The sequence below is a fragment of the Peribacillus sp. NPDC096448 genome (assembly GCF_044762675.1).
GTDB lineage: Bacteria > Bacillota > Bacilli > Bacillales > DSM-1321 > Peribacillus > Peribacillus frigoritolerans_B.
On the sequence record NZ_JBIWEU010000017.1, the window covers coordinates 36,492 to 52,600 of the forward strand.

15 protein-coding genes, 1 pseudogene and 1 riboswitch are annotated in these 16,109 nt (G+C 34.9%); of the genes and pseudogenes, 13 read left to right on the plus strand and 3 right to left on the minus strand.

Going from position 1 to position 16,109, the window contains the following annotated elements; all coding sequences use genetic code 11:
• The first annotated feature begins 40 nt into the window (after positions 1–40).
• The 3 genes and pseudogenes from ACIQ0C_RS22400 to ACIQ0C_RS22410 all read left to right on the plus strand — a co-directional run bounded on the left by ACIQ0C_RS22400 (position 41) and on the right by ACIQ0C_RS22410 (position 1,260).
• The gene (locus tag ACIQ0C_RS22400; RefSeq protein ID WP_367233714.1) at positions 41–196 is read left to right on the plus strand and encodes a DUF1572 family protein; all 156 of its coding nucleotides are present in this window, start codon (positions 41–43) and stop codon (positions 194–196) included.
• 32 nt (positions 197–228) lie between these two features.
• A pseudogene (locus tag ACIQ0C_RS22405) lies at positions 229–303 on the plus strand (hypothetical protein); the annotation flags it as partial.
• 534 nt (positions 304–837) lie between these two features.
• Entirely contained in the window at positions 838–1,260 is a 423-nt protein-coding gene (locus ACIQ0C_RS22410) for a hypothetical protein (protein WP_403064161.1), read from the plus strand.
• Positions 1,261–1,820: 560 nt separating this feature from the next.
• Here ACIQ0C_RS22410 and ACIQ0C_RS22415 read toward each other — a convergent pair.
• Together ACIQ0C_RS22415 and ACIQ0C_RS22420 are read right to left on the minus strand one after the other, a co-directional pair.
• Positions 1,821–1,991: a hypothetical protein gene (locus ACIQ0C_RS22415; RefSeq protein WP_402842295.1), complete on the minus strand. Its 171-nt coding sequence runs from the start codon at positions 1,989–1,991 to the stop codon at positions 1,821–1,823.
• 332 nt (positions 1,992–2,323) lie between these two features.
• Entirely contained in the window at positions 2,324–2,794 is a 471-nt protein-coding gene (locus tag ACIQ0C_RS22420) for a DinB family protein (RefSeq protein ID WP_403064164.1), read from the minus strand.
• 452 nt (positions 2,795–3,246) lie between these two features.
• On the opposite strand from ACIQ0C_RS22420, the gene ACIQ0C_RS22425 reads away from it, so the two are divergent.
• From ACIQ0C_RS22425 to ACIQ0C_RS22445, 5 genes are all read left to right on the plus strand, one after another.
• Positions 3,247–3,723: a NucA/NucB deoxyribonuclease domain-containing protein gene (locus tag ACIQ0C_RS22425; RefSeq protein ID WP_403064167.1), complete on the plus strand. Its 477-nt coding sequence runs from the start codon at positions 3,247–3,249 to the stop codon at positions 3,721–3,723.
• Between the two features lie 403 nt (positions 3,724–4,126).
• A complete protein-coding gene (locus ACIQ0C_RS22430) occupies positions 4,127–4,249 on the plus strand; it encodes a hypothetical protein (RefSeq protein WP_402842304.1) in 123 nt (40 codons plus the stop codon).
• 267 nt (positions 4,250–4,516) lie between these two features.
• Positions 4,517–4,801, plus strand: a complete 285-nt coding sequence (locus ACIQ0C_RS22435) for a DMT family transporter (protein ID WP_403064170.1) — start codon at positions 4,517–4,519, stop codon at positions 4,799–4,801.
• 391 nt (positions 4,802–5,192) lie between these two features.
• Complete coding sequence (gene gloA2 / locus ACIQ0C_RS22440; protein WP_402842309.1) at positions 5,193–5,579, plus strand: SMU1112c/YaeR family gloxylase I-like metalloprotein; 387 nt, start codon at positions 5,193–5,195, stop codon at positions 5,577–5,579.
• A 286-nt stretch (positions 5,580–5,865) separates the two neighbouring features.
• Positions 5,866–6,750 carry a DMT family transporter gene (locus tag ACIQ0C_RS22445; protein ID WP_403064174.1) on the plus strand — a complete coding sequence of 295 codons (885 nt, stop codon included), beginning with the start codon at positions 5,866–5,868 and terminating at the stop codon, positions 6,748–6,750.
• A gap of 80 nt (positions 6,751–6,830) precedes the next feature.
• On the opposite strand, the gene ACIQ0C_RS22450 is transcribed toward ACIQ0C_RS22445, so the two are convergent.
• Complete coding sequence (locus ACIQ0C_RS22450; protein ID WP_403064225.1) at positions 6,831–7,517, minus strand: ArsR/SmtB family transcription factor; 687 nt, start codon at positions 7,515–7,517, stop codon at positions 6,831–6,833.
• A 340-nt stretch (positions 7,518–7,857) separates the two neighbouring features.
• On the opposite strand from ACIQ0C_RS22450, the gene ACIQ0C_RS22455 reads away from it, so the two are divergent.
• The 5 genes from ACIQ0C_RS22455 (at position 7,858) to ACIQ0C_RS22475 (ending at position 16,094) form a co-directional block, all read left to right on the plus strand.
• Positions 7,858–8,166 (plus strand): hypothetical protein, encoded by a 309-nt coding sequence (locus tag ACIQ0C_RS22455; RefSeq protein ID WP_403064177.1) that lies wholly within the window; start codon positions 7,858–7,860, stop codon positions 8,164–8,166.
• Positions 8,167–8,305: 139 nt separating this feature from the next.
• A complete protein-coding gene (locus tag ACIQ0C_RS22460; protein ID WP_403064180.1) occupies positions 8,306–9,070 on the plus strand; it encodes a hypothetical protein in 765 nt (254 codons plus the stop codon).
• Positions 9,071–9,994: 924 nt separating this feature from the next.
• On the plus strand, positions 9,995–11,407 hold the full coding sequence (locus tag ACIQ0C_RS22465; RefSeq protein ID WP_403064183.1) for a DHA2 family efflux MFS transporter permease subunit: 1,413 nt from the start codon (positions 9,995–9,997) through the stop codon (positions 11,405–11,407).
• 1,841 nt (positions 11,408–13,248) lie between these two features.
• A riboswitch (purine riboswitch) is annotated at positions 13,249–13,351 on the plus strand.
• A gap of 241 nt (positions 13,352–13,592) precedes the next feature.
• The gene (locus tag ACIQ0C_RS22470; protein WP_403064186.1) at positions 13,593–14,822 is read left to right on the plus strand and encodes an HD domain-containing protein; all 1,230 of its coding nucleotides are present in this window, start codon (positions 13,593–13,595) and stop codon (positions 14,820–14,822) included.
• 15 nt (positions 14,823–14,837) lie between these two features.
• On the plus strand, positions 14,838–16,094 hold the full coding sequence (locus ACIQ0C_RS22475) for a cytochrome P450 (protein ID WP_403064189.1): 1,257 nt from the start codon (positions 14,838–14,840) through the stop codon (positions 16,092–16,094).
• The last annotated feature ends 15 nt before the right edge of the window (positions 16,095–16,109 follow it).

Sequence of the window (16,109 nt, forward strand, 5' to 3'; positions counted from 1 at the left end):
GGGACTGACTATGATATTGGAAACGAATATTTAAAGATTAATCGAAAGGTTTAAAAGTGTAAAAAGCCTTGGAGATAAAACGGTAAATCAATTATCCGAAAGGAAAATACATTGGACTCATAATATCGAGTCTGTTGCGGTAATAGTAAAGCATTTGAGTGGAAATATGATTTCACAAGGTGGAATGACTTTTTAACTTCAGACGGAGGAAAGGGATATAGAAATCGTGATGAAGAATTTATAGATGATATATCTTCAAAATCCGAGCTAACTATTGTTTGGGAAAAGGATGGAAAACCCTAATTGATATATACTTCAGAAAAAACCTGTTTTCTTAACGGGCGCCAGAGAATTTTATCTTGGTATAACCCATATGGATATTTCTATTTACTTTCATAATTTCTGCCACCAGCTTTTCTTGGTGAGATGATCTTAGATCCTTTTACTATATTCATCGATTTCGGTTAACATAGCAGCTGTTTTTCTTACTCTTCGAGTTGTTGAGCCTAATACTTCCCGCAATCGAATGGCACTGATCCTCTTGTCCCTATATCCTTAAACAATGTTTGTCTCGTTCTTTTCCTTACGTTATGAATGTGCATACTTCCAATTTTTGTGCGATTAATTGAATATTTAAAAAACATTTGTTAGTTTCTGTAGTTTTATATTAGATTCTGTGGTTCCTGTGATAAATTAAAGGTGTTTTTTTGTGAGAGAAAATACGAAAAAAACAATATATGTGTTTTGGGGTTTTATGGTATGCAAACTTTATAGAAACGGTAGAAAGAAACTTCATAATTCTTGCAAATGGAAACAAACTTAAGAGGAGAAACCAATATGAATCATCTACAAAAGCAAATACTTTTTTTCCTTGAGGAATGCAATAGAGAAAGATGTGTAAGTAAAATTGCTGAAAAGTACGATAAAAATCTTGAAGTGGTAAGGGCTGAGTTAGTGATACTTGCGAACAAGAACCTCATAGCTATCAAAAAGAGTACAACTGGGAAGATAAGCAGAGCAACGATTAGTCCAAAAGGTAAACAGTGCTTCAGGGAAGCTACTGCAATTAAGGGTTCAGTCCAAGAGCAAATCAATGAGTTGAAACAAAAGTTGTCAGCTCTGGAAGCCTCCTTTATACGTGCAAAAGAGAATCCAACTGGGGAGAATAAACAGTCACTATTGGATAATGCGAATACGGTTCAATCAGTGGCTTATGGATTAAACTCATACTTTAAAGTTGGATTGGATATCTTTAAGTAAACAATAACCTCAGAGGATAACCAGGGAACTCTTGTACATCTACATCATCAAGGTCAAAACAGGCTAGCTCACGGGTTTATTGTCGAGGTGAGCTAGTTAATAAGATCCACTAAAAAAGGTCCGAGCCTGGTTGTATTGATTATCACCCATTATTTATTGTCAACCCCTTAAGGGAGCGACAGTCTGTGATGCACCGAGGCCGTTGGAGTCAGACTAACGAATGGGCTCTATTGGCACCATAGTTCATCGCCTTACTCACCCAGCCATAGAATGAGTATGGACGATTTCCCACGATTTTCATTCTCTGTGGTGGAGCGCTGATTTTTGCGCTTAATGGATGGCTAACAGGTGCTTTACTTCATTACCATAGATGATCGGCATCTCCTTTTTAGTGAAAGGAAATGAAGGACTTGAGTCAAAAAAATTAAAGGAAGATGCCCTATATAATCTCTTATATTGTGTTTTTCTTTTGGAGTTTCTTCTTTGTTGATCTGCTTTCTTCATTAGTTGTTGAGCTTGAGAACTATATGATACTATCTGTTTTTTTAATGAGTTTGAAGCTAGATTTGCTGGGCCACCTTGTGGGAAATTTTGAAATGGAGATACGATTTAATTAATTGAGAAACTTCTTGATGAATATTTGCAAGCTCTTGTCCTAATTCAGTACCAGTAAAGTTTGCTACAGATAGTTGAGTGTCTATTTGTTTTTGCAGTTGATTGTTTTTTGACATAATAGAAAACCTAAGTTAGATAAATCATACCCTTTTATAATATTCTATAGCTTCTAAAAAAATAACGGGTATTTTTAATGGGGAAAATCTAATATATGTTTATTACGGGTGCTTTACTTCAATAAGATTGCTGAGTCAGCTTTTTTCTTATGGCACTAAGGGGCAGAATAGCTTAATAAAAATAGGTAGATTAAGGGTGTTCAAGAAGGAATAGTTTGTGGAGTAATGAGAATAGAGAGTGTTATGTAGACTAATGATGTATAAAATATACCAAAAGAAAAAACCAGCTTTATTAGACTGGTTTTTTCATCTTAATATAATACTTTGTTAAATTAGTTTTTAAGACTTACATGTTCAATCATACGCTTCATTGCCTGAATTTGCCCCATATGAGTCGCTTCATGCATTAATGTTAAACCTGCAAGTTCTCCAACAGTCTTACAACCTAGGAATGGTGTATCCAAATCTTGATCTAGCTGTTCTGGAGGAATTTGCTTTAAACGAGTTAATTGATCTTTCAACTGTACAACCAGCTCATCCATAGCAGGTATATTCCCTGTCCAATCAGCTGGCTTTGTGCCATTCCCAAACAATTCTATATAATTCGTGGGAAGATGGGTTGTTACATGCGGGAAACCAAACATAGTTTGTTCTGTAATTGTCAAAACGTGACCAGTATGCCAATGAATTGTGTTATTAAAACCTTCTGGCTGCTTATCGGTTTGTTCCTTAGGAACGGACACTACATTTTTGATGAAGTATTCTCTTGTCATCTCAAATTGCTCGAATACAAGTTGATTCATCTTTTTCTCTCCTCTCCTTAACAAAATCATCCATATTATACCAGTAAAAATCGGAAAAGAATATGGTTGAAACTTCCTGAAATTAGTTTTATGTCAGCTGGTTCTTTTTCCACAATAGGGAGCGATCAAGAATCGTTTTACTTATCGAACTTACGGGTGAGTTATTTTATTTAAGGCTCAATAAAAATAATAAATCCAATTGCACCTTCCATATTATTAGCATTCTCACAAAAAATAAAAAGTCCCATAAGTTTTTTCGGTTTAACTGAAAATTCAATACACTCAATTGTTATACAATTGTAAAATTATATAGTTTTATTTTCGGTATAATGGAAATTATTAGAAAAGTATTGTGGTGTATGAATATTTACATATAGGGATCTATTCATTTCTTCCCTCCTTGTAATAAATTCTCGCCACTTACCGAAGACAGTCCTAAAGAGAAGATCCGTATGGACTCTGCCGACTATATGTTTGTGTTGAACCCTCATTTCTATCATGAAGGGTCCATCTTTGCTAACGTACAACTGGTTTTCTACTATGACATGAATAACTCTTACTTCAACGTCATGTTGGAAGCTTTTCAACATCATAAGGACGCTCTAACGTCCCCAGGAAGTTTGATTCCTGGAATACAAGGGAGGCCGCCCCTTACCAGAATGTATTCTAAATATGATTTGGTGCAGTATAACGTCAATAGAAAGGCGAAAGATGCAGCGTGTTCCAAACTAAGTAAGCCTGAACGATATGAATGTGACAAATTTCCATTTGCCAGTACTTATGAAGGGGCTGGAATTGGAGATGGAAGATTCTCGGTTCGATACATTCCGAGAGCAGCGAATAATACACATGGACGCTGGCTTGCTCCATGGTATGCATATGATCGGATTTTGCACAAAGATCAATTTTATATTGGATTTAATGAGTAACTGTCGCTGTGTCGGCTGGATGAGACTTAGAGTTTGTACCGAACCACATCAATGGTACTTCCTCCTGAATAGAATGCACGATATAAGTACATCCATTGAAATCCTTCAGACTTATCAAGACCCGAGTTAAAGATTGACAGCTACAACCATGGTGAAGTACTCCTGCTTTTTGGCTTAACCACCATACAAGGCTTTTAAATCTATAGCTTGGTGCTTGTTCGTCCTTTGAACAAAACCTACTTTTTTGGCTAGTTCTGGAGAGCTTTTGGAGACAAAGAGCGTTGTCGGTTCCTGTGAACTACCCTTAAATAAATGTCGAATGCTAGATATGATACCCTCAAAAGAATCAACTATTAGAAGTAATGTTTGAGGATAAAGGTATTAAAAGGGAGGCGAATTGTTTTTGACTATAATAGATATTGACCAATTGCTTTTAGCTACTGAAGAACTTGCCGAAGAGTCAATTCCATTTCATCTCGATACATTTGATATTGATCAATTATTAGATAAAACGGATAACTGGTAAAGAAAAGCATACCCGAAGGGATATGCTTTTTTCTTTATTATAGGGGATAAAGGTTCAATTTTTAAGGCTGCTACCAATGTAGACATAACTCCACATTGGAAAATGGGAGAGTTATTGCAATTAAGCCTAGCATGTACAACATAAGCCTTTTTGTCACTTCTTTATGAACTGGTTAGATCCAGGTCGTTTTATAAGAGATGAGAAAGGATATATAGATATTTTTCATAAGAATGGTTATAAATGCGATGTTTTAAAGCGTTTTACAAAATGTTTCGTATACAACGAACTCTTTTTCTCGGGCTTGGTTTTATTTCATCACTATCCATCTTCATCATCTTGGAGGATAAGAACCTGTTAGCGATTGGGCATATAAATAAGCTGTATCTATTAAGTGGCGTCTTGGGAGTCCTACTCGACTATTGCATCATGCAGGCAATCTGCCACTTAGGACCAGCCTATGCCATATCAATCGTCCTTGTCGCACAACTAACCATGGCAGTTCTGATTGACACCTTAGGGTGGTTCGGATTTGAAAAAGCACCTTTACCATAAATAAATTGATCGGGATCATAATCATGATATCTGGAATCATCATGTTTAAGATAAAAAGAGCCTTTTCCACCTAAATATATATATAGGTGAAATAAAAGAATGGTGATATAAAAAAGGCTGGCTATTTAATTTGCTGATTAATTTTTATTTACCTTCTGATCAGTATGAAGTGCTATTAAATAACCTTAACATTAAAAGACTTGATTCAAGTCTTTAGGTTAATTGTCATTTATTTAAAAAGTAAAGCATTTTATATTCAGATGAAAGGGAAATGGATGCAGCAGTTTCGTGCAGTTGAGTCCGAAGGAAGTAAAGAAAACTAAGTTTTTGTCTAATGATAACTTTGGCAAAATTAGATTGAAAATAACCGATGTTCTTGGGGAGGAAGCAAATGAAGATTAATAAAATACATCATGTAGCAATAATTTGTTCCGATTATGAAAAATCAAAAAACTTCTATGTGAATATTTTAGGGTGTGATATCGAGAAGGAAACATATCGGTCAGAAAGGAAATCCTATAAATTGGATCTAATCGTCGGAGGGGAATATCAGCTGGAATTGTTCTCATTTCCTGATAGCCCCCACCGACCTAGTTATCCTGAAGCAAGAGGGCTTAGACATCTTGCTTTTGAAGTAGAAGATATTAATCAGGCGATTGAAGATTTAGAAAAAGAGAACATTCCAGTCGAACCTATCCGTGTTGATGAGTTAACAGGAAAAAGGTTTACTTTTTTTTGTGATCCGGATGATTTGCCTCTTGAAATATATGAAAAATAGGAATTACAAGCTTAGTTAGGTTGATGAGAGAAATTTAAGGCAGGAAGTTTGCTAGAAGAGATAAAACTTCAAGAATTGAGGTAAACTCTTTTTTAAATTTGATTTCAAAGATGAATACGATGATTTAAAGAGGTTACATATGCCAATTAAACTATGAAGATCCCTATGATATGTCGATACTATTAAATTTATCTCCACTTGTATTCCATATTTCGATGAGAGCTGAAATAATCACCAGCTATAATATCTGTAGATCGGTCATTTAAATATGTCAGGAGATAAAAAAATGAATGTTTACAAATTTACACTGTTGATACTTTTAACGACATTTTTGATGGGTTCTTCTTTTGCAGTCGTTAAAATTGGTTTACCTTATTCATCCCCATTATTATTAGCAGCATTACGCTTCACACTTGCCGGATTCATAATGGCGATGATCGTAATTTTTTTAAAAAGACCGCATCCAAACTCTAGAGGGGATTGGATAAAGATGCTTATTATCGGCACTTTTCAAACAGCCGGAGTAATGGGGTGCATTTTCCTGAGTTTACGCACTATTACAGCAAGTGAATCCTCCATTCTTACATTCACGAACCCGTTGCTTGTTGTTGTATTCGGTACTATCTTTTCACAAACACGCTATAAACTATATCAATGGATTGGAGTTTTATTAGGATTAGTTGGGGTAATTATAACGATGGGGGCGCAACTTGAATTCAAGGTTGGTATTCTTTTCGGCATTTTTTCTGCTGTTTTCTGGGCCATTTCCACTTTATTGGCGAAAAAATGGGGAGCGATTTCCGATACATGGGTTTTATCTGCCTATCAGATGCTTTTCGGCGGTTTACTGCTTTTACTTGGCAGCTTTAATCTTGAAAAACCATTTTTCATACTGAATGGTAATTCGTTGTTCATTTTATTATGGTTAAGTATCATGTCATCGATCGTTCAATTTGCTGTTTGGTATTACCTTTTACAAAAGAGTGATCCAGGAAAAACAAGTGCCTTTTTATTTTTGGCACCTTTCTTCGGTGTATTATCAGGGTGGGCACTATTAGGTGAACAGATATACACTTCAGTCCTAATTGGCGGACTGTTTATTATCATTGGCATCTATCTTGTGAATAGCAATTTCCAAAAGGAAAATAAATTTGTTAAAAGAGCTTTATAGTAATCGTATGAATAGTTCAACAGAAAATCCCTCGTGAAAAAGAAATGAGCCTCTTTTCTTTTTTACGAGGGATTATTAAATTATACCTCTATGCAAAAAACTTCTTTAAATCCTTCTTTCCCTTTAGGTGTTACTTTTACTGCGCGAATAGATGGAACACGGACTATCCAGCCTAAATCAAAAAAATGTGTAAGGAGCCCATTTCCTAAAGCACCGCCAAGATGATGGTGACGTTCACTCCAGTCTAAACATGAGTGGGAAAAGGAACGGCGTTTTTTTCTTAAATCAAGTAAATCTATGCCGAATTCAGAAAAAAAACGATCTCCTTTGGGTGAAACTGTAAACTCCCTCTCTTCCTTTTTCAAATATCCGGCCTTCAACATCGATTCAGTTAATTGGACGCCTAGTTTTCCTGCCAAATGATCATAGCAAGTTCTGGCTTCCTGAAGCATTTTGACTTGACTTGATTGTTTTAACGACCGAACTTGAGGAGATGGGGAAATGGCAAGAAACGATTCCAAAATGTGTGCAATTTCTCCATTTGCTAGCTGATAGTAACGATGTCGTCCGTGTTTTTCAACTTTAACAAGGTTACCTTCCACTAATTTAGAAAGGTGAAAGCTGGCGGTTTGAGGTGTTATTACAGCCATCAATGCTAATTCGCCTGCAGTATGAAAACGCCCATCCATTAAACTTGCCAGTATAGTTGCACGTGACGTTTCCCCGAGGAGGGAGGCTATCTCCACCATATTTGGATTTATACTCAACATAGTTACCAACCTTTCTGCCGATATTTTAGTTAAGTTTTTGTTTGTAAAAAGCTGAGCGCCATGTAATTAGCATTAAAATATGTAAACTTATATTTCTATTATACAGTACCGCTGTCCTAGTGATATTCTGTATATTCACGATCCCGCTTTAAATATTTGTTAATAAGCGGAAACGGTTATTTTCCTCGTTATTTATTTCTTGCTTCATTGCTTGCATTTCCTTTTTAATATCTTATAAAGCTTTCTATAAATATGTACAGGACATAACAGGTACATTACCTGATAAAGAAACAGCCGAAATATTGGCTGAAGCTCTAAAAATTCTTTAAGGCTGGATATGATCATTTTAGAATCTATCTACATGGCATTACCATTCTCACGTAATTCAATATCTGAAGGGGTTCTATATACCTTATTAAATCCGATTATTTCTCATCAGGAAAAGAACTCCAGTTTACGGAAGGTAAAAACATACGAAATCGATGCGAACCAGTTGTGTGTGCTGCATTACAAAGGTGAACCTCATAAAAATAGAGGAATTGAGCTTTTAGACCTTCGTAATTTGTCAACAGGAAATCATATCGAATATGCTGTTGGAAGCTTAATAGAAGAAAGACTGTCTATCCTTTGGATAAGCGTTTTTTAATGAAGTATATTCTTTGTAAACTAGGCATACATTTTTACATGTTCACTAACAGTAAACGTTCCTTAATATTCTTGGAATAAATAACGGTGAATAGTCCCTTTTGTCGAATTTAGTAGTCAAATAGGAGGGAATGAAGAGTATGAAAATATCAGACGTTGGATTTAAGGGTCAAGTTTTTGGATTTATAAAGTTCACATCTTATGTGGAAAGCTTCTTGTCTGGGGATTTATATATGAACAATTTCAAAAAGTATATTGATATGGAGCGTGCTTCGGGAGAAAAAGGGGTAGGAGATAAATTTGAAGCAGCACATGTTATTACGGAATTAACAATGAATTTCTTTACTCAAGATACCCATGAATTAATAATGTCGGGGCGAACTAAAAAGATGAATTTCAGAAAAAATATAAATGAAAAAAGACCATTATATTGTATGTTTGCAATTGTTGGCGATATGTTAAAAGTGGTTAAGGAGGATGAAAAGTATTACTATACCAAATTTGATTTACCTAAAGAACAAATCAATAAAATGATCAGGGAGTTCGGTGATAGCTTAATTTTTGTTACGCCATCGCAATTTATTGACAGAATTACTAGAGCACTCAATGAAAAAGGTTATGCTTACAGAGGCGGATTGGTAAAATATGACGATTATAACATCAATTCCTCAGCTAGGATGAGCTCTTATAAAAATCAAGGGACTGATATTTATTTTTGGAAAGATAAATATTTTGAAAATCAATATGAATATCGCATAGTTCTCACAGATCAAGAAGTTGATGAAGCTTTAATCGTGAACGTAGGTGATATTTCAGACATTAGTACTATATTTAATGCAAATGAATTTTTCAGTGAAAAATTCGAAATAAGATTACGAAAGAAAGGAAATCTTAGCATCCATTAAATAGGGTGCTTTTTATTTGCAGGAGGGATAAAGAAAATATAGGAACTTTTAAAGAATTAAATAGAAGTGTTAAATTAATCGGAAATTCTAGGGTAATTGCATCCACAAGGGGTTTAATAGCTCATTTATATTGACTAGTATTGGTTTTGTCTTTACCGAAGGTCGCTTTAATAACATTGGAAAAATATAAAGATGGGGATATGCAGCAAACTCATACAGGGTTTCGAATAAAGAAGTATAGTGATTATTCAACAAAAGAGGGCGACCAAGTCATCCAGATGACTAGTTCTCCCTCTTTTGAACTTTTTCCATATAAAAAGTTTTTAACCATTTATGGATCTTTTAAGAGAGTGCCATTAAATAGAGTCCAAAAGGGAGCAAAAACCCCTCTGAAACTGACGACTTTCTTCTATTGTTATTTATAGAAAACTATGAATATGGCGGAAAAACCTGTAGATAATGGCCCTTTTGACCAACCAAATTAAAAAAGTAAGTATCATTAGCTTTTAGTTCATAAAGGGATTACCGTATCAAAACCGAAAAACATACGTTACCTAAATTTCGACAACGTAATTTCAATGGCGAATAGTGGTTATCAGCCAGTTAAGTTTTTATGCAATGAAAAGTCGATCGCTTGATAAAATGTTTTGATGTCTACTGCGCCTATTTGTTCTGCCCTTATAGTGGAGTGGCTTTTGAAGGTGCTTTCGTGTTTGGCTCAACAGCAACCCTGTGACTAGGCCAAAACGGAAATCAATTTCAGCTTGCTCTTCAAAGGAAATCCCCTTTTATTAGTAGGGAAAGTAATGATTTAATGCTGACTTTATTGCTTTTATTTTTAACAGCAAATAACTGGATATCTGATGTGAATTCGTGTAATCTACAAAAGTATGTTTTTTTCCAAATCGTAAAGGGGGACCATAATTGAGTTCAACAAATAGTAAACAGACAACGATTGTTGCTCTTTTGCTTGCGGGTACATTTATTGCGATCTTGAATCAAACATTAATGATTACCGCCATTCCTCCTGTAATGGAGGAAATGAATATTACGGCAAATAGTGCACAGTGGCTAACTACCGTTTTTATGCTTGTTAATGGGATCATGATCCCTGTTAGCGCGTTTTTACTGGAGCGCTTTACCACCAGACAGCTTTTCCTTTCCGCGATGGGGATTTTTGCCATAGGTACATTGGTAGCGGGGCTAGCTCCTAATTTTGGAATGCTGCTGCTAGGAAGGATGATTCAGTCGAGCGGAGCCGGAATCATGCTCCCGTTAATGCAAACAGTCTTCCTAATGATTTTCCCTGTTCATAAACGGGGTGCAGCTATGGGACTGGTCGGTCTGGTCATTTCCTTCGCGCCGGCTATTGGGCCAGCTTTGTCGGGCTGGGTTACGGAGACCTACTCGTGGAGGGTGTTATTCTTTATCATTCTTCCAATTGCTATTATTGATATCATAGTTGCGTTCTTCGCTTTAAAAAATGTAACAGAAGTTACACGGCCAAAAGTGGATGTACTTTCGATTGTTTTATCTTCCGTAGGTTTCGGTGGATTATTGTATGGTTTTACAGCTGCAGGTAATTATGGCTGGAAAGACGAGAGTACCATCATATCCCTAGGCATTGGAACAATTTCACTTGTTTGGTTTATCAAAAGGCAATTGCGATTGAAGCATCCAATGCTGGAGTTCCGTGTGTTCACGTATTCATTATTCCCGATTGCCATCATTATTGGAGCCATTACCTTTATGGGTCTGATAGGTGCCGAAACGCTCATCCCGCTATTTATGCAAAACATGCGAGGATTTACTGCGTTTGAAGCTGGATTGGCGATACTCCCTGGAGCACTTATTACCGGGTTAATGTCCCCGTTCATCGGACGTATTTTTGACCGGATTGGGGCCAGGTGGCTGGTTATTGGCGGATTACTCCTCATAACCGCCTCCTCCTTTACTTTTATGGATGTTGGTCCTTCGACAAGTTTTACATTTATTATGGTAATGTACAGTATTCGGATGTTCGGATTAGCCATGGTTATGATGCCTGTTTCAACGGCCGCCTTAAACCAGCTGCCTAAACGGTTAATAGCCCATGGTGCAGCAATGGATAATACGATGAAAATGATTGCCGCATCTGTAGGTACTGCAATACTTGTTACTGTGATGACATCAGCAACCGAAAATGCTCAGCAGCGTCCCGAGATCGTACATCCTGATATGTATGGCGCGCAAATCTCATTTATTGTCATCGCTGTACTTTCGTTAATTAGCTTCCTCATTTCTTTTAAAATAAAGGATCAAAAATCATCAGGAAAAGAGTTCGGAGAGAAGAATTAAAGATTTGAATCCGAGTTTTTTAGATTGAAAAGAATCACAATATAGATTCATCTACTTGTGATTCTTTTTAAACTAAATATCCTTTTTTTCTCCGCCAGGCTCGCTCACCAGTAGGAGTTCTTTTGAATTTGGAACTACTTACTAAATTACTACAATGATTACGGTGAACTTGGAAAAACCTTTAAAACGGGTAAAGTTAAAACAACGCCTGCTATCGATCAAATACTGTATAACCTAAGAGAAATAAAGCCAGTTATCTTTCGAACAAACACCAAAGCAGTGCATCCCAATGGTTGGGATACACTGCTTTGTAGCTGAACAAGAAGGAATTAGTATTAGTAAATGGGTTAAGCGAAAATTATCATCGATAATAAAATAGCTATATACAATTTTTTTATGGGATTTGGGCACGTTTAAAGACCTTAATATGATTAGTGAGCGTTTCAAGCGTATTTTACATTATATCCAGGAGTTGACCCAAAATCCCTACTATCTGTTTTAATGAAGATGTGGTCCGTTCAGAATACAATACTGCAGGCTTAAATCGGACATTAAGCTATTTTTTTTAATTAGCATAATATATTAAATGAGGATGTGGAGGACTTAAAGGTTCAGTGCATTCTTCATTCGAAAAAGAAGGTTGGGGCACATATTAGACACTAACCGTTGAAAAGATTGTATGGAATAGTATGGAAATAAAGGTAATAATCACTTAAAGGATATGAAAACATTACGTGAAAGTTGCGGACCAATTAAAACAGTTAAATTGGGAAGATGATAACATTCCTAATTGGAAAGAGTAGAAGGAACTCCTACATAAGAATCAGGAGTATAACCAACAAGTTAAGGTTGAACTAACAGGTGTAATAGTTGTTTTAAAAGCTGTGACGAACAGCTCTTTTCCTTCACAGGTCCGTACATTCCTTTTTAGATATTTAATTCCATTTGGAGGGAAATTGTAATATGTTAACTATGAAACTCTAAGAAAAACACGAGATATCGAGAAATTTCGCTTTCTATATTGAGAGAGTTTAGTTATATAACTAAATATTTCCTTATCTTGTATTTTCGTGAAACTTATGCTTTGTTTGAATAAAACCTAAATAGCTACTCCTAAAGACTGGTATTTCTGGAGTTGCTCCCACTTAATACCTTTCTATACTTTTCTGGTACTCTGGAAGCGAATAGGGGAACATCCTTTCTTATTTGGGGTACTTTCTCTAAATCTAAAGTGGCCTTTAATTCACCAACTTTCTTGAGCTAATTTTCGAAAAATGTCTCCTCCTGGATCTACAATTTGTGAGCAACCTGCGAATTCCACTCCTAACTTTGTCCCCGCTACATTTAATGTAACCCATACATTTGGTTTTCAATTGCTCGCGCACGGTAGCGTATTCCAATGTGTTTCCCTTGCAAGTGGCCATCTACGACGATTGTAAACACCTTGTAATGCTAAGTCACGAATAATTTCTGGGAATCGTTAATGGGAACAAATGATATTATTCATTTTCACACCTTCAAGTTCAAACACTTCCACTTGATTATACCCGACCGTTAAAAACGTGTGCTCATCTAACATCGAAACAAGAAGCTATATGGTTGACGGCTTGTCCTTCTTCAATTAAATCGAAAAGAAATGTTTAGTTGAGGGCTAAATATATAAAGCAGCTATCCAACATAGACTTTTGAATCAGAATCAATTTACTTAAAATACCATAAATGCCTAATATACTATTTTTTTGGATTTAGTTGAAATGTATTTTTAATCAATGTATTATAATTAGAATAATTCCCTGCAGGTTATTATTGCTAAAAAATCAATATTACCCCACTTTGTGTTGTATGATATTTAGTTTAAAACTCGTATATCCTTGGAAATATGGTCCGAGAGTCTCTACCTAATTCCCGTTAAAGAATTAGACTACGAGGTAATTTTTACTTTATTGGTATTAGGAAATTGATTTTAAAAAGAGGAAGAGTGTTAAGTGTATTTTAAGTAATATTTAATTTAAGCATATTTACTTATTATTATACTAAGCTAACATATGTATCTTTTTAATATTCACCTTTTAAAAAACCAAGTGAAAGTAGGACTTATCTCTCTTTAGAGAAAATAATCCTTACTTTCTCTTGGTTTTTTATTGAGTACTTTAAAATTAATTCTCGATTGAAGGGATTTATTGTTATGTGTAAAGCCATGTATCACAATCATGATCATTTAAGATTATCTGGTGAGCCAAAAGAATGTAATAATCCTTTTCTACATGACTTTAATACAGTATTAAAATCACAACAACTTCAAGTGTTGTCAGAAAAAACTCAGTTAATCCCTAGTTCTAAAAATTGTAATAATCGGTTATCCCACAGTATTGATGTTTGTAATGTTTCAAGCTTAATTGTGGATTACCTTAATATCAGTATGAAAAAGAATAATATTTCGCTAATTAATAAGGATTTGGTTAAAGCAATTAGTCTGGCCCATGATATTGGACATCCTCCGTTTGGTCATACAGGTGAACGTTCTTTAGACACCATTATGGCTAGAAAGGGAGGCTTTGAATCAAATGCCCAGACAATTAAAATGTTAGTCAACAGTCAGTTTAATGGAACCTTTAGAACATTGACTTCGTTATTAAAACATAAACGAATAATTCCTGAGGTTAGAGAAGAGTATACGGGGTTGATTAAAGGATATTACGGATATATGGCTACTACTCTAGAACCAATATTCTCATTATATCAGGAGAGTGTTTTGGAACAAGGGATTGTAGACATAGCAGACACACTATCATATGTAATTTCGGATATTAAAGATCTTATTGAATTTTTTGGAAAAATAAAATTTTCACAATTAATCAATGCTCATTTTACAAATAGTGTAGTTTTTGATGAAGCAAGGCATGCTTTTACAAATTTAAGTACAACAGAATTACGTCACTTAGTAATTAATACTATAAAAGATATTAATGAAAATGTTCTTAAAGGATTATTAAAAAGTAATATTAAAATAAAGTCAATGCACGAGAAGTCTTTAATTAATGGTTTTATAAGTAACATATCTATTGAAATAAATGTTCAAAAACCAATGTATAGTAAATTGAAAATTCCTATACAGGATCAATTGAAACTTTTTTTACTAAATCAAATTACGCGTAAGTGCTTCTTAGAGCGAGAAATTAATTTAGAAATTGATAGGAAGATAGATAATCTAATGAATAGAACTTTTGAATACCTGTTTTATTTAAATTCTGAGGTATCTATGTTTCCTTTCGAAAAGCAAGCAGTTCATAAAGTAGTCAATACCTCTAGTGATATTGAGAAAGCAAGATATGTTTGTGATTTAATATGTCATTTATCAGAGAAACAAATTATAAATCTTACAAATAATTTAGAGGAAAAAATAATTTCAATTTAGTAGGAGGAAGTAAAAATGAGTGTTATCGAGAAACAATCATTAGAACAGTTAAGTGTATATAGCAAGGAGTATTTTGAGAATCGTTATACATATTACGAGCATTTAAGAAACGAAGCACCTGTGTACTGGAATGAAGAGATGAAATCATGGTTTATTACAAGATATGAGGATGTTTCTAAGAATTTACCAGGAGAAAAATTCATTTCAACCCCTGTTATTCCAAATAAAATGAGTAACCTTGCTGAAGGAGAAGATAAACATTTTAGCGATATTATAGATATAATTAAGACGTGGATGGTGTATAATAATCGCCCTATTCATACACAGCTTAGAGGGTACATGAATAGAGCATTTTTAGTGAGTGAAATAGAGCTTATTACACCTGAAATTAAAAAGATTGTTTCAGATACTATCGATAAAGTAGTAGAGAGTAATACTAGTTCTTTTGATTTTGTTGAAGAAATTGCCCATCCTATCCCGGCAATGGTTCTATGTAAGATGCTGGGGATTCCAGGAGAAGAAGTTGAAAGGTTTATTAAGTGGTCTGATGACCTCGCATTATTCATGCAAGATTTTGTAGTATCTCATGTTCCTAGCAAGGAAATTAGTGAACAAGTCAGAGGAAGTGTAAAAGAAATTTATGCCTATCTTTCTGAAGCAATTGCAGAAAGAAGAAAAGACAAGAAAAATGACTTATTAAGTCGCCTAATCTCTGATACTCCTGGTGTAGATGGGGAATTAACTGATGAACAACTAATTGCTCAAACGATGCATTTAATATTTGGTGGCCATAAAATCCCTCAATTTGTACTAAGTAATACTTTACATTTATTGTTTGAAAACAAAAGTGTACTTGATACCCTAAAGCAGGATAAGTCACTCCTATCAAAAGCGTTAGATGAAACAATGAGATTAGAGGGGCCAATTCAATATATTATTAGACATGCAGCAGAGGATATTGAAATACACGGTCAGCAAATTAAGAAGAACGATTCTGTATACTTCTTTTTAGCATCGGCTGGTAGGGATGAGAGAGTATTTGAAAATCCTAATGTAATGGATATAAATAGAACAGGTTTCCGCCATGTTGCTTTCGGTGGGGGATACCATACTTGTATAGCAGCAGCTTTTGCTCGTGCAGAGATTGTTGAAATTCTTAAAGAAGTTCTAACACGTTTCCCTAATATTGAAGCGTTATATGATTTAGAAAAACCAACTTGGTCTTCTAATCCTACTTTTACAGGAATTGCAAAGATGCCAGTAAGATACTAAGAAATAAGATTTTTA